This window comes from Rathayibacter sp. PhB1 (assembly GCF_004362935.1).
GTDB lineage: Bacteria > Actinomycetota > Actinomycetes > Actinomycetales > Microbacteriaceae > Rathayibacter > Rathayibacter festucae.
Genome location: NZ_SNYD01000006.1, coordinates 102990 through 121122 on the forward strand (window position 1 = coordinate 102990; position 18133 = coordinate 121122).

The window sequence follows — 18133 nt, forward strand, 5'->3', positions numbered from 1 at the left end:
CACGCTACAGGGTGGCGGAGCCGCGCTCGTCCGCGGCGGGAGCGCTCTCGTCGACGGCCTCGCCGGCATCCTCGTCGGCGCTCTCGCCGTCGTCCTCGGGCCCCGTCGCGGTCGGCACCGCACCCCCGCGGACCGGCACCCGCGCCGGGTCGAGCGCCCGGCCGAGGGCGGTGAACGCCGCGACGTCGAGCTCCTCGCCGCGGGCCGTCTGCGGCACGCCGGCCGATTCGAGCGCGGCGATCGCGGCCGTGCTGTCGCCGAAGAGCGCGGCGAGCGACTGGCGGAGCATCTTCCGCCGCTGCGCGAACGCCCCGTCGACCACCGCGAAGACGGCGCGGCGCAGGGTCTCGTCGCCCGGCTCCTCGCCGCGCTCGAACGAGACGAGGACGCTGTCGACGTTGGGCACCGGCCAGAAGATCTGCCGGGACACGGTGCCGCCGGTCGTGAACGAGCCGAACCAGGACGCCTTGACGCTCGGGCCGCCGTAGATCTTGGAGCCCGGGCCGGCCGCGAGGCGGAGGCCGACCTCGGACTGCACCATCACCACGCCGGAGCGGATGCTCGGGAAGTGCTCGAGGAAGTGCAGCAGCACCGGCACCGAGATGTTGTACGGGAGGTTCGCGACGAGCCGGACGGGCTCCCCCGGCAGCTCGAGCACCTTCATCGCGTCGGCGCGGATCACGGTGAGGTCGGCGGCGGGCGCCATCAGCTGGACGGTGCGGGGCAGCTGCTCCGCGAGCCGGCCGTCGATCTCGACGGCGACGACCCCGGCGCCCGCCTCGAGCAGGCCGAGGGTGAGCGAGCCGAGGCCCGGGCCGATCTCGACGACGCTCTCGCCCCGCTCCACGCGGGCGAGCTTGACGATGCGGCGGACGGTGTTGGCGTCGTGCACGAAGTTCTGGCCGAGCTTCTTGGTCGGCGTGACGTCGAGCAGCTGGGCGAGATCGCGGATCTCGGCGGGTCCGAGCAGCTTCGGGACGGCGACCTCCTCGGCCGCCGCCTCCGCCGCGTGCCGGCCGGTCATGCCAGCTGCCCGACCGGCTCCGACGGCTCCGAGCCGACCTCGCCGCCCCACTCGCCGTAGACCTGCTCGGTGTTCGAGGCGATCGTGGCGGCCAGGTGGCCGACGTCGGTCTCCAGCGTCGCGGCCATCGAGCGGAGGGTGTGCGGGATCAGGTAGGGCGCGTTCGGGCGGCCCCGGAACGGCTCCGGAGTGAGGTAGGGCGCGTCGGTCTCGACGAGGATCAGGTGCCGCGGAGTGGCGACCAGCGCCTCGCGCAGCGACTCGGCGTTCTTGAACGAGACGGTGCCGGCGAAGGAGAGGTACCAGCCCTCCTCAGCGCACATCCGCGCCATGTCGGCGTCGCCGGAGAAGCAGTGGAAGACGGTGCGCTCGGGGGCGCCGACCCGGCGGAGGGTCTCCATCACCTCGCGGTGCGCGTCGCGGTCGTGGATCTGCAGCGCGGAGCCGGTCTCCTTCGCGATGCGGATGTGCTCCTCGAACGAGCGGAGCTGGGCGGCGCGGCCGCTCTCGCCGGTGCGGAAGAAGTCGAGACCGGTCTCGCCCACGGCACGGACGCGCGGCTGGGTGGCCAGCTCGGCGATGACGGCGAGGGCGTCGTCGAGCTCGCCGCGCTCCTCGAGCGCCGGCGCCTCGTTGGGGTGGATGGCGACGGCGGCGAGCATGCGCGGCTCGGAGGCGGCGCGCTCGGCCGACCAGCGGCTGGTCTCGACGTCGGTGCCGACCTGCACGACGCCGCGGACGCCGACCGTGGAGGCGCGGTCGAGCTGCTCGCGGTAGTCGAGGGGCTCGAGGCCGTCGCTGATCTCGAGGTGCGTGTGGTTGTCGTAGACGGGGACGACGAGCGCCTCGGGCAGCGGCGGGTACGTCAGGTCGCGGCCGGACGTGTTCTCGCGGGCGCGGACGTGCTGGCTGTCGGTCATGCGTCCAGGCTACCGGGGCGGGGCGGCGGGGCCCCGGAGGGTGGATCCGGAGAACCCGCGCCTGCAGACGGTGGATCTCGATACGCCCGCGGCGCGGGCTACTCGATCAGCATGAGGGGGCGACGCAGCCGCAGGCGACGGCGGCCGCAGGCGACGGCGGCCGCAGCCGCAGCCGCAGCACCATGCTGGTCGAGTAGCCGCCGCAGGCGGCGTATCGAGACCCCGCGCTTGCAGACGGTGGATCTCGATACGCCCGCGCAGCGGGCTACTCGATCAACATGACGGCGCCCGCAAAGCGGGCTCGATCATCTTGGAGGGCGCCCGCGAAGCGGGCTCCGTGATCGGCAAGTGCGCGCCCGCGGAGCGGGCTCCGCGATCAGCGGCGCGGACGGATCAGGACTCCGGGACCTCGATGCGGGGGAAGAGCGGGGCGAGGGTGCCGACGGTGGTGCCGACGGGCAGCTGCCCCCACTCCCCCGCCGCGCGCAGCGGCTGGGCGGTGAGGGCGCCGAGCGCGTCCTGCACGCCGAGCGCCTCCCAGAGCGCCGTGGTCGCGCGGGGCACGACCGGCGAGAGCAGCACCGCCAGGGCGCGCAGCCCCTCCGACGCCGTGTAGAGCACGGTGCCGAGGCGCTCGCGCTCGTCCCTCTTGGCCAGGGCCCACGGCTCCTGCTCGGTGATGTAGCCGTTCAGCTCGTCGACGATCGTCCAGACGGCGGTGATCGCATCGTGGATCGCGAGGGTCTCGATCGAGCGGTCGGCCGCGGCCGCCGCCTCCGCGACCGTCGCCTGCACGCGCTCCTCCGCCTCGGTCAGCGCCGAGGGCTCGGGCACGACGCCGTCGTAGTAGCGGTGCAGCATCGCGATGACCCGCGAGGCGAGGTTGCCGAAGCCGTTCGCGAGCTCCGCCTGGTACCGCGCCGCGAGGTCCTCCCAGGAGAAGGAGCCGTCCTGGCCGAAGGTGATCGCCCTCATGAAGTAGTAGCGGAACGCGTCCGAGCCGAAGGTGTCCGTGATCTGCTCCGGTGCGATGCCGGTCAGCTTCGACTTCGACATCTTCTCGCCGCCGACCAGCAGCCAGCCGTGGCCGAAGACCTGCTTCGGCCCGTCGAGCCCGGCGGCCATCAGCATCGCGGGCCAGATCACCGCGTGGAACCGGAGGATGTCCTTGCCGACGATGTGGGTCGCCGGCCAGCGACGCTCGAACTCCGCCTCGTCCTGGCCGTAGCCCACGGCGGTGATGTAGTTGAGCAGCGCGTCGAACCAGACGTAGACGACGTGCGAGTCGTCCCAGGGCACCTTGACGCCCCAGTCGAAGCTCGAGCGCGAGATCGAGAGGTCGGCGAGGCCCTGGCGCACGAAGCTGACGACCTCGTTGCGCGCCGACTCGGGCTGCACGAAGTCGGGGCGCTCCTCGTAGAGCGCGAGCAGGCGGTCGGTGTACTCGCTCATCTTGAAGAAGTAGTTCTTCTCCTTGAGCAGCTCGACCGGCTTCGAGTGGATCTTGCAGACGTACTGGCCCTCGTACTCGCCGGTGCCCTCGTCGAGGTCGGAGAGCTGCTTGTACTCCTCGCAGCCCACGCAGTAGTAGCCCTCGTACTCGCCGGTGTAGATCGCGTCCTCGTCGTAGAGCTTCTGCAGGAACTTCTGCACGTTGACCTCGTGGCGCTGCTCCGTGGTCCGGATGAAGTCGTCGTTGGCGATGTCGATCGTCGACAGCAGCGGCTTCCACGAGTTCTGCACGAGCCGGTCGGCCCACTCCTGCGGGGTCGTCCCGTTCGCGGTGGCGGTGCGCAGGATCTTCTGGCCGTGCTCGTCGGTCCCGGTCAGCAGCCAGGTGTCGTCGCCCGCCTGGCGGTGCCAGCGGGTGAGGACGTCGGCGGCGACCTCGGTGTACGCGTGCCCGATGTGGGGGACGTCGTTCACGTAGAAGATCGGGGTCGTGAGATAGAAGGAGGCGCCGTCGGACATGGCGACCATCCTATGGTTCGCCGCCGGGGCCTCCCGCTGTGTGACGGAGCGGTGCCGACGCCGGCTCGCGCTCGGCGCTCAGCCCCGGCGGGAGGCGAGGGCCGCCTCGTAGAGCGCGCGCTTGGACAGGCCGGTGATCTCCGCGACCTCGGCCGACGCCTCCTTGAGCCGCGCGCCCGCCGCGACCCGCTCGAGCACGTCGGCGAGCCCGTCCTCGAGGGACGCCTCGCGTTCGGGGGCGCCCTCGACGACCAGGCAGATCTCGCCGCGGAGGCCGTCGGCCGCCCACTCGGCGAGCTCGGCCGCGGTGCCGCGGCGAACCTCCTCGAACATCTTGGTCAGTTCGCGGCAGACCACGACCCGCCGCTCGGGGCCCATCGCCTCGACGAGATCGGCGAGGGAGTCGCCGATGCGGTGCGGCGACTCGAAGAAGACCATCGTCCGGCGCTCGTCGACGAGCGAGCGGAACAGCGTGACCCGCTCGCCGTGCTTGCGCGGCAGGAAGCCCTCGAAGCTGAAGCGGTCGGTCGGCAGGCCGGAGACGGCGAGCGCCATCAGCACGGCCGACGGGCCGGGCAGAGCGGTCACGCGGACGCCGGCGGCGACGGCGGTCTCGACGAGGTGGTAGCCCGGGTCCGAGACGGTCGGCATGCCGGCGTCGCTGAGGACGAGGAGGTCCTCCTCGCGGGCGAGCTCGACCAGCTCGGCGGAGCGCTCGCGCTCGTTGTGGTCGTGCAGGGCGTAGAGCTGCGGGCGGTTCTCGATCCCGAGGGCGCGGAGCAGCTGGATGGTGACGCGGGTGTCCTCGGCGGCGATGTGCCGGGTGCTCTCGAGAGCCTCGACGAGCCTCCGCGTCGCGTCGCCGAGATTGCCGATGGGCGTGCCGGCCAGGATGATCATCCGACCATCCTCCCAGTCGGCGCGCGACGACGGCCGAACCCGGCCCGGCGGCCGATCCGCACGCCGTTAGCATGGCCGGGTGACGGACCGACCGCAGCGCGACTTCGACGACCTGCTCCTCGACTCCGCGGGGGCCTCGCGCGCCGTGCCGGTCGGGCCCGCGGACGGGAGCACCGCCGAGAGCACCGCCCGCGGCACTGCCGCGAGCACCGCCGAGAGCGCCCCGCCGGCGCGCGTGCGCGAGAGCGCGCCGGACCTGCCCCGCGGCTCCTGGTTCGACGACGTGCACGACCGCCTCGTCGCGACCACCGCGCGCCGCCGGCTCTGGGAGCTCGGGCTGCCGATCCTCGTCGTCGTTGTCGCCGCCGTGCTCCGCCTCTGGAACCTCGGGCACCCGCGCTCGCTGGTCTTCGACGAGACCTTCTACGTCAAGGACGCCTGGACCCTCTGGAACCTCGGCTTCGAGGGCGCCTGGCCCGAGAACCCCGACCCGGGCTTCGCCACCGGCGCCGTCGACGTCTTCACCGGAGCGCCGTCCTTCGTGGTGCACCCGCCGCTGGGCAAGTGGATCATCGGGCTCGGGATGGGCCTGCTCGGCGCGGACGACAGCGTCGGCTGGCGTCTCGCCACCGCGATCGTCGGCATCCTCGCGGTCGCCCTCGTGATCGTGATCGGGAAGCTGCTCTTCCGCTCCACCTTCCTCGCCTCGCTCGCCGGCCTGCTGCTCGCGATCGACGGCCACGCGATCGTGATGTCGCGGGTGTCGCTGCTCGACGGCATCCTGATGTTCGTCGCCCTCTGCGGTGTCGCCGCGATCCTGCTCGACCGGCGCTGGGCCGAGGAGCGGATGGCCGTGAAGGTCGCCGCGGGCGATCTGCCGAGCTGGGGACCGGTGCTCTGGTGGCGGCCCTGGCTGCTGGCCGCCGGTCTGATCTTCGGCCTCGCGGCGGGCGTGAAGTGGACGGGCATCTACTTCCTCGCCGCCTACGGCGTCTACGCGGTCGTCGTCGACGCGCTGCTGCGCCGGCGCGCGGGCGTGCCGTTCTGGGTCAGCGGCGCGATCCTCAAGCAGGGGCCGGTCACCTTCCTCCTGGTCGTGCCGATCGCGCTGATCGCCTACCTCGGCACCTGGCTCGGCTGGCTGCGCACCTCGGGCGGCTGGGCGCGGCAGTGGGCGACGGAGGCCCCGGGCAACGCCTGGACCGGCGCGCTCGCCTGGGTGCCGGACTGGGCGCAGAGCCTCTGGCACTACCACGTGCAGATGTACGACTACTCGATCAATCTGCGCGCCACGCACCCCTACGAGGCGAACCCGCTGACCTGGCTGCTGATGCTGCGGCCGACGAGCATGTACTTCGTCGACCAGGCGACCGGGGTCGACGGCTGCGCGGCGGTGCGCTGCGACGAGGCGATCACCTCGGTCGCGAACCCGCTGATCTGGTACGCCGGCGTGCTCGGGCTGGTCTACCTGCTCTACCGGCTCGCCCGCTACCGGGAGTGGCGCGCCGGCTTCGTGCTGATGGGCATCGTCGCCGGGTACCTGCCCTGGATGCTGTACCTGGATCGCACCGTCTTCCAGTTCTACTGCGTGGTCTTCGAGCCCTACATGATGCTGGCGCTGGCCCTGACGGCCGGGGTGGTGATCGGGAAGCGCGGTGACGAGCGCGGCAGACGCACGCGCGGCATCGTGATCGTGCTGATCTTCGTGGTGCTCGCGGCGGCCCTGACCGCCTACTTCTACCCGCTCTGGACCGGGCAGCAGACGTCCTTCTCGTTCTGGCAGGCGCACATGTGGCTGCCCTCATGGGTCTGATCGCCCGGATCGGGCCCGGACTCGCGGCCTGCGCGGCCGCCGCGGTCCTGGCCTTCGCGGTGCACCTGGCGATCCCCGCCGTGCCGATGCTGACGGCCGCCGTGGCGCTCGGGATCCTGGTCGCCCAGCTGCCGGCCGCCCGTCCCTTGCTGAGCGGCCGGCTGGCACCGGGACTCAAGTTCTCCTCGCGCACGCTGATGCGCACCGGCATCGTCCTGCTCGGGCTCAAGCTCTCGCTCGTCGACATCGCCGCGCTCGGCTGGGGCGCGATCCTGATCGTCGTCGCGATCGTGCTCGCGACCTTCGGGCTGACCTACGGCCTCGGGCGCGCCCTGCGCCTGCCCGGCCGCGAGCCGCTGCTGCTCGCCGCCGGCTTCTCGATCTGCGGGGCCTCGGCGATCGGTGCGATGGCGGGAGCCACCCGGGCGAAGGAGGAGGAGCAGGCGGTGCCGGTCGCGCTGGTCACCCTCTGCGGCACCCTCGCGATCGCGGTGCTGCCGGCACTGCGCTATCCGCTCGGCCTCACGGACGTGCAGTTCGGGCACTGGGTCGGCGCGTCGGTGCACGACGTCGGACAGGTGGTGGCGACGGCGCAGGTCGCGGGGGCGTCGGCCCTCGCGATCGCGGTTGTGGTGAAGCTGACCCGCGTGGTGATGCTCGCGCCGATGGTGGCGGTGGCCGCTGCCGTGACGCGGCGCGGCGGAGACGAGGGCGGGCCGCGACCCGCGATCGTGCCGCTGTTCGTGGTCGGCTTCCTCGCGGCGGTGCTGCTGCGGACGCTGCTGCCGCTGCCGGAGGGCGTGCTGGTCGCGGCGGACACGGCGCAGACCTGGCTGCTGGCGGCGGCGCTCTTCGCGCTCGGGAGCGGGGTGCGGCTGCGGTCGCTGCTCACCACGGGTTGGCGGGCGCTGGTCGTCGCGCTCGCCTCGTGGTTCGCGATCGCCGTGATGTCGCTGGCGGCGGTGCACGCGACGCTCTGACGCTCGTCGAGGCGCGACGCTTCGAGTGCTCAGAGCCTGGGACTGTTACGGGATGCGTCGCTCCGGCGGCCCGGTGTCGGCGGCGCCCGCTAGCGTCGATCGCATGGCAGATCGCGAGTACGGCTTCAAGACGCGGGCAATCCACGCCGGCAACATCCCCGACCCGGTGACGGGCGCGCGAGCGCTGCCGATCTACCAGACGAGCGCGTTCGTCTTCGACGACACCTCCGATGCGGCGGCCCGGTTCGCGCTGCAGAAGTACGGGAACATCTACTCCCGGCTCTCCAACCCCACCGTCGCCTCGTTCGAGGAGCGGGTCGCGAGCCTCGAGGGCGGCCTCGGCGCCGTCGCGACCGCCTCCGGCCTGTCGGCGCAGTTCATCACCTTCGCGGCGCTGGTCGGCGCGGGCGACCACGTCGTCTCCTCCGCCAACCTCTACGGCGGCTCGATCACCCAGCTCGACGTCACGCTGCGGCGCTTCGGCGTCGAGACCACCTTCGTGCAGTCGAGCGACCCGGCGGACTACGCCGCCGCGATCACCGACAAGACCAAGGTGCTCTACGCCGAGACGATCGCGAACCCCTCCGGCGAGATCGCCGACATCGAGGGCCTGGCCGCCGTCGCGCACGCCGCCGGCATCCCGCTGATCATCGACTCGACCGTCGCCACGCCGTACCTCGTCCGCCCGATCGAGTGGGGCGCCGACATCGTCATCCACTCGGCCACCAAGTTCCTCGGCGGGCACGGCACCACGCTCGGCGGCGTCGTCGTCGAGTCGGGCCGCTTCCACTACTCGCAGGAGAAGTTCCCGCTGCTGCACGACGCGGTCGCGTCCTACGGCGGTCTCTCCTGGGACGGCAACTTCGGCGAGTACGGCTTCCTCACCCGCCTGCGCGCCGAGCAGCTGCGCGACATCGGCCCGGTCCTCGCCCCGCACTCGGCCTTCCTGCTCGCGCAGGGCGTCGAGACGCTGCCCTACCGGATCCAGGCGCACGTCGACAACGCCCGCCGCGTCGCGGAGTGGCTCGACGCCGACCCGCGGATCGAGGAGGTCTACTGGGCCGGCCTTCCCGCGCACCCGCACCACGAGCGCGCGCAGAAGTACCTGCCCAAGGGCCCGGGCTCGGTGTTCAGCTTCGTCGTCAAGGGCGGCCGCGCCGTCGGCCAGACGTTCATCGAGTCGGTCGACCTCGCCAGCCACCTCGCCAACATCGGCGACGCGAAGACCCTGGTGATCCACCCCGCCTCGACGACGCACGCGCAGCTCACCGAGCAGCAGCTGCTGCACGCCGGGGTGCTGCCGGGCCTCGTCCGGCTCTCGGTCGGCATCGAGGACGCGGACGACATCATCTACGACCTCGACCAGGCGCTCACCCGCGCGGTCGAGGAGCACGGCACGCCGGACGCACCGACCGAGCTCCCCGACGACGTCTCGGTGACCATCGACTCCCCGACCGTGGAGGTCTGACCATGAGCGACACCGCCACCGACACCGCCACCGCTGCCGACACCGCCGCGACCACCGAGGCCGACGACACCGTCGTCGCGCACCTGTCCAACGGGCTCAGCTGCTCCGTGCCGACGAACTCGCCACTGGCGAAGCTGCTGAAGTCGCAGCGCACCTGGGTCGGGCCGGACGCGAAGAAGCGACTGGACATCCTCCGCCGCGCGAAGACCGTCGCGATCGTCGGCGCCTCGCCGAACCCGGCGCGCTCCTCCTACTTCGTGTCGACCTACCTGCAGCAGTCGAGCGACTACGAGCTGTACTTCGTGAACCCCAACGCGAAGGAGATCCTGGGGCAGCCGGTCTACAAGAGCCTCGCCGACCTGCCCGTCGTGCCGGACATCGTCGACGTCTTCCGCAAGGCGAGCGACATCCCCTCGGTCATCGACGACGTCGTCGCCATCGGCGCGCCGACGGTCTGGGTGCAGCTCGGCATCTGGAATCAGGAGGCCGCCGAGTACGGCGAGTCGAAGGGCCTCACCGTGGTGATGGACCGCTGCCTCAAGGTCGAGCACGCCCGCTTCCACGGCGGCCTGCACCTCCTCGGCTTCGACACCGGCCAGATCACCTCCCGCAAGACCCTGCGCTGACACCGCCCTCCTCCGCAGCGAGATGCCACTTGTGCGCGCCTTCCACGGCGTGTCGCGTGCACAAGTGGCATCTCGCGGAGGGGGTCAGTCGCCCTTCACGTTGACGAGCTGGCGGAGGGTGTGCCGGATCTCGACGAGGTCGGCCGCGTCGGCCATCACCCGGTCGATCGGCTTGTAGGCCGCCGGGATCTCGTCGAGGAAGGCGTCGGTGTCGCGGTACTCGATGCCGGCCATCGCCTCCCGCAGCTGCTCGCGGCTGAAGGCCTTCCGCGCCGCCGACCGCGAGTACTCGCGACCGGCGCCGTGCGGCGACGAGTTCAACGACATCGCGTCACCGCGCCCGACCACCACGTACGAGGCGGTCCCCATCGAGCCGGGGATGAGCCCCGGCCGTCCGGCGTCGGCCTGGATCGCGCCCTTCCGGCTCACCCAGACGTCGCGGCCGAAGTGGCGCTCCTTCTCGGTGAAGTTGTGGTGGCAGTTGATCCGCTCCCGCTCCTGGACCGCGACGCCGCTCCACTCGGCGAGCCGGCGGATCACCCGGTCCATCATCTCCTCGCGGTTGAGCAGCGCGAACCGCTGCGCCCAGCGCAGCTCGGCGACGTAGCGGTCGAACTGCTCCGTCCCCTCGACCAGGTAGGCGAGGTCGGGGTGCGGCAGCGAGATCCAGTGCCGCTCGCAGTACTCGCGGGCGACCCGGATGTGCGCCGTCGCGATCCGGTTGCCCACGCCCCGCGAGCCGGAGTGCAGGAACAGCCAGACCGCGTCCGTCTCGTCGACGCTCACCTCGATGAAGTGGTTGCCGCTGCCGAGCGAGCCGACCTGCAGCCGCCAGTGCTTCGCCGAGCGCGCCGGGTCGAAGCCCGCCTCGACGGCGAGCGCCTCCAGCTCGACCACCCGCGGCTCGGCGGTCGCGACGACCTTGCGGTTCGCCGCGCCCGCCGACAGCGGCACCGCCCGCTCGATCTGCCGCCGCAGCTCGCCCAGGTCGCGGCCGGCGAGGTCGCTCCGGGAGAACTGCGTGCGGACGGCGATCATGCCGCAGCCGATGTCGACGCCCACGGCCGCCGGGATGAGCGCGCCGAGGGTCGGGATGACCGAGCCGACCGTCGCGCCGAGTCCGAGGTGGGCGTCGGGCATCAGCGCCAGGTGGGGGTGGATGAACGGCATCTCGGACGCGGTGAGCGCCTGCTGCCGCGCGTTGTCGTCCAGGATGCTCGCCCAGGAGACGAGCCGCTCCGTGATTCTCTGCATGGTCCTTCCTCTCGTGAAGGCCCGGCGGTCGCCGGGATCGGGGTGGGACGCGCTCGGGGCGGCGGGATGCCGCGAGCCGACCGCGAGGCCCCTCCCCTGCAGAGGAGTGCCGACGCACGAGGGCCCCGAGACGACGTCGTCCGGGAGCCCGCGGCGGATGCCTAGGGGTGCCGGACGACGCCGGGCTGGAGGTTCGCGAGATCGCGCTTCGAGCGTTCGAGCTCGACCGCGCCGACGAGGGCGCGGGGGCGATCGGCGACGAGCAGCTCGTCGCGGGTCCATCGAGACGCGGTCACGGGCTGCTCCTTCCTGGCGTCGGGGGTGCGCACTCCGGTGGCGCGCCCGCCGAAGCTAGCAGTGCCGCTGGAGCCGTGCAACCCGGGCGTGTCGCGCGGCGCGGGTCGTCGGAGCCCACCGGCGAAGGATCCTCCTGCCGTCCGCTGAGCACCTCCCCCTCCCGGCGGAGTCTCCTCCGCATCGCGTGGGCGCTCTCTGGGCGACCCCTCCGTGTCCCCGGATCCGTGACAGCGACAGGAGTAGGCAGGACGGGCAAGGGAGAAGCGAACTCCGCCGATCGTGACAACGAATCCGGCCGCATGGCGGCCACGAAGAGGTGTACGAAACGATGAGAACCACCCGTCCCACTCCACTCGCCCAGCGCCCGAGGCGCCTCCTGATCGCAGGGATCGCCTGCGGCGCCCTCGCCTTCGGGTCGGTCGCCACGGCCCCGGCCGTCTTCGCGGCCGAGGCGCCGGTCAGCGCCGCTGCCGCGTCGGCCGCCGCCTGGCCCGTCGTCGCCGAGGGCGAGAACAGCGCCAACGCCCGGACCGTGCAGCACCTGCTGAACGCCGCCGGCGCCTCCGTGGACGCCGACGGCGTCTTCGGCCCCGCCACCGCCGCCGCGGTGACCTCCTTCCAGAGCGCGCGCGGCCTCTCCGCCGACGGCATCGTCGGCGCGCAGACCTGGGCCGCCCTGATCACGACGGTGTCCTCCGGCGACTCCGGCGAGGCGGTCAGCGCGCTCCAGGTGCAGCTGAACAAGGTCGGCGCGAGCCTCACGGTCGACGGCGCGTTCGGCGCCGCGACCCTCGCCGCCGTGAAGAGCGTCCAGTCGGCGGCCGGGCTCACGGTCGACGGCGTCGTCGGTCCGCAGACCTGGCAGTCGCTCGTCGGCGCCGGCTCGGGCACCACGCCCGACCCGGGCCAGCCGGGCGAGACCTTCGCGACCCTCAGCGAGGAGCAGCTCGCGAACGTCCGCACGATCATCGCGGAGGGCAAGACGGCGGGCGTCCCCGAGTACGGCTGGGTCGTCGCCATCGCCACGGCGATGCAGGAGTCGCGACTGCGGAACCTCTCCGGCGGCGACCGCGACTCGGTCGGCCTCTTCCAGCAGCGCCCGTCGGCGGGCTGGGGCGACCCGGCCGACCTCGTCGACCCGGTCTACGCCTCGAGGGCCTTCTACGGGGCGGCGAACAGCCCCACCACCAACACCGGCCTGACGGACATCGCCGGCTGGGAGTCGATGTCGGTGACCGAGGCGGCGCAGGCCGTGCAGGTCTCCGCCTACCCGGACGCCTACGCGCAGTGGGAGACCCTGGCGCGCGAGGCCGTCGAGAGCGAGGGATGAGGATCATGAGCACCACGGAGATCAGCACGACGGAGATCAGCACGACCACCAGCACGGCGGCCCCCGAGGCCCGGCACCGGCGGAGCATCGGCGCCCGCGTCCTCGCGGTCGTCACCGCCCTGCTGCTCGCCCTCGGCGTCAGCGTCGGGACCGCGACCAGCGCCCAGGCGGCCGACTGGCCCGTCCTCTCCTCCGGCTCGACCGGCGAGGACGTGACCACCGCGCAGTACCTGCTCCGCTCCTCCGGCCAGTCGCTCGCGGTCGACGGCGCGTTCGGCGCCGGCACGCAGTCGGCGGTCACCTCCTTCCAGTCCGGCGCGGGCCTCGCGGCCGACGGCGTGATCGGCGCGGCCACCTGGGGCGCGCTGACGGTGACCGTGCAGAGCGGCGCCTCCGGTGACGCGGTCAGTGCGGTCCAGACGCAGCTGAACGCGAACGGCGCGTCCGTCGCGGTCGACGGCGCGTTCGGCGCGGCGACGACCGCCGCGGTGCAGAGCTTCCAGGGCGCTGCGGGACTGACCGCCGACGGCATCGTCGGACCGGCCACCTGGAAGGCCCTGGTCGCCGGGACGGGCGGCGGCACCACGCCTCCCCCGTCGGGCGACGCCGCTGCGACCGCGCAGGCGATCCTCGACAACCCGGGGATCGAGCTCTACGAGCTGGGCTCGGACGCCGCCTCCACCTCGCTCGCCAACATCCGCGACACGGCCGCCGGCCAGCCGGCGAAGACGAGCCCCGAGGGCGACGCCGGTGTGACCTCGGTCGCGCTGAACCCGGCCATGCTCGACGCGCTGCTGAAGCTGAACACGCAGTACGGCCACACCCTGCGGGTCACCTCCATCGCGGGTGAGGACCACTCCACCGGCTCCGGCCACTACACCGGCGACGCGGTCGACATCGACCTGATCGACGGCGTGCGGGTCTACGAGGGCGCCGACCACCAGGCGATCCAGAACGCCTGCGCCGAGATGGGCGCGACGCTCACGCTCGGCCCCGGCGATGCGGGCCACTCGGACCACGTGCACTGCGAGTTCTGACGCTCGGGACCTCGGTCCCGGTACTCGGAACGACAGGGGCGGGCGCTCGATCGGGCGCCCGCCCCCTTCTGTGCGCGAGGCGTAGTCTCGGGAGATGAGTGCATACGTCTCCGCCTTCGACCTGTTCAGCGTGGGGATCGGCCCCTCCAGCTCGCACACGGTCGGACCGATGCGGGCGGCCCTGGCCCTCGCCGAGCGGCTGCGCGACGCCGGGCTGCTCGACCGGGTGAGCCGCGTGGTCTGCACGCTCTACGGCTCGCTCGGCTCCACGGGCATCGGCCACGGGACGCCGGACGCGATCGTCGCCGGGCTGTCCGGGCTGCACCCGGAGACCTGCGACCCGGAGGAGGTCCGCGGAGCGTGGCGGCGTCTCGACGAGGACGGCGCGATCGTCCTCGCGGGTGAGGCACGCCTGCCGATGACGCGCGACGACATCGCCTTCGAGCCGCGCACCCGGCTCCCCGAGCACCCCAACGCCCTGACGTTCAGCGTCTGGCTCGGCGACGCGGCGCTGCCCGAGTGGGAGGAGACCTACTACTCGATCGGCGGCGGCTTCATCCGCCGGGCCGGCGAGCGCGCCGAGCTGGCCTCGCTCGCTCCGCACCCCTACCCCTTCGTCTCCGCGCTCGATCTGCTCGCGACCTGCGACCGGACCCGCTCGAGCATCGACGAGATCGCCGCCGCGAACGAGCGGGCACTGCACCCCGGCCTCGACGTCGACGCCCGGCTGGACGCGATCTGGGACGCGATGGCCGCCTGCGTCGAGCACGGCCTGGCGACCGAGGGCGTCCTGCCCGGCGGCCTGGGCGTGCAGCGCCGCGCCTCCGTCCTGCGCGGCAGGCTCGAGGCCTTCGAGGACGACCCGCTGGACCGCGCGCGGGCGACCTCGGTGGAGTGGCTGCACGCGTTCGCCCTCGCGGTCAACGAGGAGAACGCGGCCGGCGGGCGCGTCGTCACCGCGCCGACGAACGGGGCGGCGGGCATCATCCCGGCCGTCGCGCACCACTACCTCCGCTTCGTGCCCGGGGCTGACCGCGCGGGCATCCGGCGGTTCCTGCTCACCGCGACGGCGATCGGCTCGCTCTGCAAGACCAACGCGTCGATCTCGGGCGCCGAGGCCGGCTGCCAGGGCGAGGTCGGCTCGGCGTGCGCGATGGCGGCGGGCGCGCTGTGCGCGGTGCTCGGCGGGACCCCGCGGCAGGTGGAGAACGCGGCCGAAATCGCGATGGAGCACCACCTCGGGCTCACCTGCGACCCGGTCGGCGGGCTGGTGCAGATCCCGTGCATCGAGCGCAACGCGATCGCGGCCTCGACCGCGGTCAGCGCGGCGCGGCTGGCGCTGCACGGCGACGGGACGCACCGGGTCTCGCTCGACACCGTGATCGAGACGATGCGGCAGACCGGCATCGACATGTCCTCGAAGTACAAGGAGACCAGCGAGGGCGGCCTCGCGGTCAACGTCATCGAGTGCTGAGCGCGGCGGTCGGTACCGCAGGAGGGACGGCCGCGCCGAGCGGACTGTGACGCCGGATGAACCACGATGACGCACCGGCCTGCGGAGCGTCGGGGGTCGCGCCTAGCGTGGTGCGGGTGAGCAGCCCTGCAGCCCCCTACCTCGCCCGGCCGATCGTCTCGACCCAGTGGCTGGCCGACCAGCTCGGCCGCGAGCACCTCGTCGTGGTCGACGCGAGCGTCCTGCTGGTGACCGGCTTCGACGGCCGGCCCGGCTACCTCGGCGGCGACGAGCAGTACCTCCTCGAGGGCCACGTGCCCGGTGCGGTGTTCGGCGACCTGCTCGCGCAGCTCTCGGATCCCGAGGCGGCCCTCCCCTTCACCCGGCTCGACCCCGAGCGCTTCGCCGCGGCGACGGCCGCCCTCGGCATCGACGACGACTCGGTGGTCGTCGTCTACGACTCCGCGGTGGGCCAGTGGGCGTCGCGCCTGTGGTGGCTCCTGCGCGCCGCCGGGCACGACGCGGTCGCGGTGCTCGACGGCGGACTCAGCGCCTGGCGGCGGGAGGAGCGCCCGATCGAGACCGGTCACGTCGAGCCGCGGGCGGCCGCGGGCATCATCGTGCGCCCCGAGCGCCCGCTCTGGATCGACAAGGCCGGCGTCGAGCGCGTCGTCCGCGGCGAGGAGCCGGGCGCCCTGGTCTGCGCCGTGCCGCCGAGAGAGTTCACCGGCGAGCAGGGGCGCCGGCCGCGCCTCGGCCATCTCCCCGGCTCGGTCAGCGTTCCGGCCGTGCGGCTGGTCGACCGCGAGGACAACACGCTCCTCCCGCCGGAGCGGCTGCGGGCGCTCTTCGGCGAGACGCTCCAGGCCGAGCGGATCGTCCTCTACTGCGCGGGCGGGATCGCCGCGACGGCCGACGCGCTCGCGCTCGCCGTCCTCGGCGTCGACACCGCGGTCGTCTACGACGGCTCGCTGAACGAGTGGGCCGCCGACCCCGACGCCCCGCTCGTCGTCACGGCTGCGTGAGCAGCTCCTCCGGCAGCTCCGTCGTCGGCAGCGCGCAGACGAACGCCTCGCAGGAGTAGGCCGTCGGCAGGCCGTCGCGCGACGTCCGGCCCTCGAAGAGCTCGAAGCCCGCGCGGGCCCACTCCGCCGCCGCGTCGCCCCTCACCACCGCGAGCACGCCCAGCCCGGTCTCCCGGGCGCCGCGCTGCAGCGGTGCCCGTGCGCCGTCGTCCGGGACGACGACGACGAGCTGCGTGACCGGCCGCGCGAGGCGCCCGGCGAGCGCGAGCACGCCGCCGAACCCCATCGGCTGCCCGAGCGCGCCCGGTGCGATGCCCGCGACCACGGCCTCCGCCGCGTCCCGGTAGCGCCGCTCCCCCGTCAGGAGGTACAGCACATGGGCCGCGTCGGCCGCCGCCGAGAGGCCCGAGGGGTAGGCGCCCTCGGACGGATCCGCCGCCAGCAGCAGCCCGCGCGCGGTGAGCGCCGGGTCCCCGCCGCCGGGCAGCGCGAAGGGCGGCCAGGACGGGGCCGCGTCCAGCGCCCCGTCGATCAGCGTCCGGGCGACGACCGCGTAGCGCGGCGCCCCCTCGGCGAGCGCCAGCTGCAGCAGTCCGCCGGCGAGCATGCCGAGGTCCTCCAGCGCCGGGCGCGCGGCGAAGACGGAGTCGCCGAGCGAGGCGCGGACGCCGACGCGCCCGTCGACGAGGTGCCGCTCCAGGAGGAGATCGGCGGCGTCGCGCGCGGCAGCGATCCAGTCCTCCCGGCCCAGCACCCGCCCGGCCCGCGCGAGCGCTCCGATCGCCAGCCCGTTCCAGCCCGTGACGACCTTCTCATCGAGCGCGGGCGGGGTCAGATCCGTGCGGTCCTCGGCCAGGTAGTAGCCGCCCTCCGAGCGCTGCCCGTCGATGACGCTCTCGGAGTCCTGCGCGCTGGCGAAGCCGCCGCTCGGCCGCCGCAGCGTCGCGAGCAGGAACGACGCGACGCCCTCCGCCACCCCGGCGAGCGCCTCCCGATCGGTGCCGTCGCGCCCGAGCAGCACCGCCGCGACGTCGAGCAGCTGGGCGTTGTCGTAGAGCATCCGCTCGTAGTGCGGATCGCTCCAGTCCTGGCGAGTGGCGTAGCGGAAGAAGCCGCCGTCGCGATCCCGCAGCGGCGAGCCCGCCAGTGTCAGCAGCGTCCGCTCGGCCAGCCCTGCGCCGTCGTCCCGCGACGCCAGGAAGCCGAGCACCGGCGCCACCGGGAACTTCGGCGCCCCGCCGAAACCGCCGTGCACCCGGTCCTCCTCCGCGGCGAGCGCCTCGACGGCCGCCGCGAGGGCCGCATCGTCCGGGAGTGCGCCGTTGGTCGGCACCACCGCGGTCGCCTCCCGCAGCGCGGTGCTGAGCGACCCCGCCGTCGCCTGCACCTCGTCGCGCCGCAGCCGCCACGCCTCCGACACCGCGTCGAGCACGTCCGAGAACGCCGGCACCCCGCCGACGGCCCGCGGCGGGAAGTACGTCCCCGCGTAGAACGTCTCCCCCGCCGGAGTCGTGAACACGGTCAGCGGCCAGCCCAGATTCCGCGTGAACGCACTCGCCGCCGTCAGATAGGCGGTATCGACGTCCGGATGCTCCTCGCGGTCCACCTTGACCGCCACGAACCCGTCGTTCAACCGCGCCGCGAGCACCGGGTCCGAGAACGACTCCCGCGCCATCACATGGCACCAGTGGCAGGTCGCGTACCCGATCGACACCAGCACCGGCACGTCCCGGCGCACCGCCTCCGCGAACGCCTCCTCCCCCCACGGCCACCAGTCCACCGGATTGTCGGCGTGCGAGCGGAGGTACGGACTGACACTGCTGCGAAGTCGTTCGGCCATGCCCTCCACGCTAGACGCGCCGCCCGCCGCCGTCCGGGGCGTTGACAGCCGCTCCCACGCTCCGCGCGAACAGCTGTTCAAGATGAGGCCCACGCTCCGCGCGGAGTTGCCCATGCTGATCGAGTAGCCCGCGCAGCGGGCGTATCGAGATCCACCACCGCCAGGAGGCCGGGTCTGCAGACCCGCCCTGCTGAC

General features: G+C 73.2%; 15 protein-coding genes. 8 read left to right on the top strand and 7 right to left on the bottom strand.

Annotated features, from left to right (window positions below; genetic code table 11):
• Window positions 1–4 precede the first annotated feature (4 nt).
• From rsmA to rsmI, 4 genes are all read right to left on the bottom strand, one after another.
• Window positions 5–1024 (bottom strand): 16S rRNA (adenine(1518)-N(6)/adenine(1519)-N(6))-dimethyltransferase RsmA, encoded by a 1020-nt coding sequence (gene rsmA / locus EDF17_RS16075; RefSeq protein WP_123447636.1) that lies wholly within the window; start codon window positions 1022–1024, stop codon window positions 5–7.
• Window positions 1021–1944, bottom strand: coding sequence for a TatD family hydrolase (locus EDF17_RS16080; protein WP_123447637.1), 924 nt, complete (start codon window positions 1942–1944; stop codon window positions 1021–1023). Before EDF17_RS16080 ends, rsmA begins: the two co-directional genes overlap by 4 nt.
• A gap of 393 nt (window positions 1945–2337) precedes the next feature.
• On the bottom strand, window positions 2338–3915 hold the full coding sequence (gene metG / locus EDF17_RS16085; protein WP_123447638.1) for a methionine--tRNA ligase: 1578 nt from the start codon (window positions 3913–3915) through the stop codon (window positions 2338–2340).
• A gap of 78 nt (window positions 3916–3993) precedes the next feature.
• A complete protein-coding gene (gene rsmI, locus EDF17_RS16090) occupies window positions 3994–4815 on the bottom strand; it encodes a 16S rRNA (cytidine(1402)-2'-O)-methyltransferase (protein ID WP_123447639.1) in 822 nt (273 codons plus the stop codon).
• 79 nt (window positions 4816–4894) lie between these two features.
• Between rsmI and EDF17_RS16095 the strand changes: the two genes are divergently transcribed.
• The 4 genes from EDF17_RS16095 to EDF17_RS16110 all read left to right on the top strand — a co-directional run bounded on the left by EDF17_RS16095 (window position 4895) and on the right by EDF17_RS16110 (window position 9702).
• The gene (locus tag EDF17_RS16095) at window positions 4895–6628 is read left to right on the top strand and encodes a phospholipid carrier-dependent glycosyltransferase (protein WP_243732932.1); all 1734 of its coding nucleotides are present in this window, start codon (window positions 4895–4897) and stop codon (window positions 6626–6628) included.
• Window positions 6619–7608 (top strand): putative sulfate exporter family transporter, encoded by a 990-nt coding sequence (locus EDF17_RS16100; RefSeq protein ID WP_123447640.1) that lies wholly within the window; start codon window positions 6619–6621, stop codon window positions 7606–7608. The genes EDF17_RS16095 and EDF17_RS16100 overlap by 10 nt, the downstream gene beginning before the upstream one ends.
• A gap of 103 nt (window positions 7609–7711) precedes the next feature.
• Window positions 7712–9076 carry an O-acetylhomoserine aminocarboxypropyltransferase/cysteine synthase family protein gene (locus tag EDF17_RS16105; protein ID WP_123447641.1) on the top strand — a complete coding sequence of 455 codons (1365 nt, stop codon included), beginning with the start codon at window positions 7712–7714 and terminating at the stop codon, window positions 9074–9076.
• Between the two features lie 2 nt (window positions 9077–9078).
• Window positions 9079–9702, top strand: coding sequence for a CoA-binding protein (locus EDF17_RS16110; protein WP_123447642.1), 624 nt, complete (start codon window positions 9079–9081; stop codon window positions 9700–9702).
• An 84-nt stretch (window positions 9703–9786) separates the two neighbouring features.
• Here the strand turns inward: EDF17_RS16110 and EDF17_RS16115 are convergent, their stop codons facing one another.
• On the bottom strand, window positions 9787–10956 hold the full coding sequence (locus EDF17_RS16115) for an RtcB family protein (RefSeq protein ID WP_123447643.1): 1170 nt from the start codon (window positions 10954–10956) through the stop codon (window positions 9787–9789).
• 161 nt (window positions 10957–11117) lie between these two features.
• Entirely contained in the window at window positions 11118–11252 is a 135-nt protein-coding gene (locus tag EDF17_RS20500; protein ID WP_260321745.1) for a hypothetical protein, read from the bottom strand.
• Window positions 11253–11581: 329 nt separating this feature from the next.
• Between EDF17_RS20500 and EDF17_RS20505 the strand changes: the two genes are divergently transcribed.
• The 4 genes from EDF17_RS20505 to EDF17_RS16135 all read left to right on the top strand — a co-directional run bounded on the left by EDF17_RS20505 (window position 11582) and on the right by EDF17_RS16135 (window position 16098).
• Window positions 11582–12583 (top strand): peptidoglycan-binding protein, encoded by a 1002-nt coding sequence (locus EDF17_RS20505; RefSeq protein ID WP_123447644.1) that lies wholly within the window; start codon window positions 11582–11584, stop codon window positions 12581–12583.
• A 5-nt stretch (window positions 12584–12588) separates the two neighbouring features.
• Window positions 12589–13620 carry a peptidoglycan-binding protein gene (locus EDF17_RS16125; RefSeq protein ID WP_243732933.1) on the top strand — a complete coding sequence of 344 codons (1032 nt, stop codon included), beginning with the start codon at window positions 12589–12591 and terminating at the stop codon, window positions 13618–13620.
• Between the two features lie 94 nt (window positions 13621–13714).
• The gene (locus EDF17_RS16130) at window positions 13715–15094 is read left to right on the top strand and encodes an L-serine ammonia-lyase (protein WP_123447645.1); all 1380 of its coding nucleotides are present in this window, start codon (window positions 13715–13717) and stop codon (window positions 15092–15094) included.
• 116 nt (window positions 15095–15210) lie between these two features.
• Entirely contained in the window at window positions 15211–16098 is an 888-nt protein-coding gene (locus EDF17_RS16135) for a rhodanese-like domain-containing protein (protein ID WP_166649716.1), read from the top strand.
• On the opposite strand, the gene EDF17_RS16140 is transcribed toward EDF17_RS16135, so the two are convergent.
• On the bottom strand, window positions 16085–17938 hold the full coding sequence (locus tag EDF17_RS16140) for a DUF255 domain-containing protein (RefSeq protein ID WP_123447647.1): 1854 nt from the start codon (window positions 17936–17938) through the stop codon (window positions 16085–16087). The two genes, EDF17_RS16135 and EDF17_RS16140, sit on opposite strands and share 14 nt — an antisense overlap.
• Between the last annotated feature and the right edge of the window lie 195 nt (window positions 17939–18133).

Excerpts from the sequence above, each read along its gene's own strand:
- rsmA (WP_123447636.1), bottom strand. The coding sequence starts at position 1,024 with ATGACCGGCCGGCACGCGGCGGAGGCGGCGGCCGAGGAGGTCGCCGTC.
- EDF17_RS16080 (WP_123447637.1), bottom strand. The coding sequence starts at position 1,944 with ATGACCGACAGCCAGCACGTCCGCGCCCGCGAGAACACGTCCGGCCGC.
- metG (WP_123447638.1), bottom strand. The coding sequence starts at position 3,915 with ATGTCCGACGGCGCCTCCTTCTATCTCACGACCCCGATCTTCTACGTG.
- rsmI (WP_123447639.1), bottom strand. The coding sequence starts at position 4,815 with ATGATCATCCTGGCCGGCACGCCCATCGGCAATCTCGGCGACGCGACG.
- EDF17_RS16100 (WP_123447640.1), top strand. The coding sequence starts at position 6,619 with ATGGGTCTGATCGCCCGGATCGGGCCCGGACTCGCGGCCTGCGCGGCC.
- EDF17_RS16105 (WP_123447641.1), top strand. The coding sequence starts at position 7,712 with ATGGCAGATCGCGAGTACGGCTTCAAGACGCGGGCAATCCACGCCGGC.
- EDF17_RS16110 (WP_123447642.1), top strand. The coding sequence starts at position 9,079 with ATGAGCGACACCGCCACCGACACCGCCACCGCTGCCGACACCGCCGCG.
- EDF17_RS16115 (WP_123447643.1), bottom strand. The coding sequence starts at position 10,956 with ATGCAGAGAATCACGGAGCGGCTCGTCTCCTGGGCGAGCATCCTGGAC.
- EDF17_RS20505 (WP_123447644.1), top strand. The coding sequence starts at position 11,582 with ATGAGAACCACCCGTCCCACTCCACTCGCCCAGCGCCCGAGGCGCCTC.
- EDF17_RS16125 (WP_243732933.1), top strand. The coding sequence starts at position 12,589 with ATGAGCACCACGGAGATCAGCACGACGGAGATCAGCACGACCACCAGC.
- EDF17_RS16130 (WP_123447645.1), top strand. The coding sequence starts at position 13,715 with ATGAGTGCATACGTCTCCGCCTTCGACCTGTTCAGCGTGGGGATCGGC.
- EDF17_RS16140 (WP_123447647.1), bottom strand. The coding sequence starts at position 17,938 with ATGGCCGAACGACTTCGCAGCAGTGTCAGTCCGTACCTCCGCTCGCAC.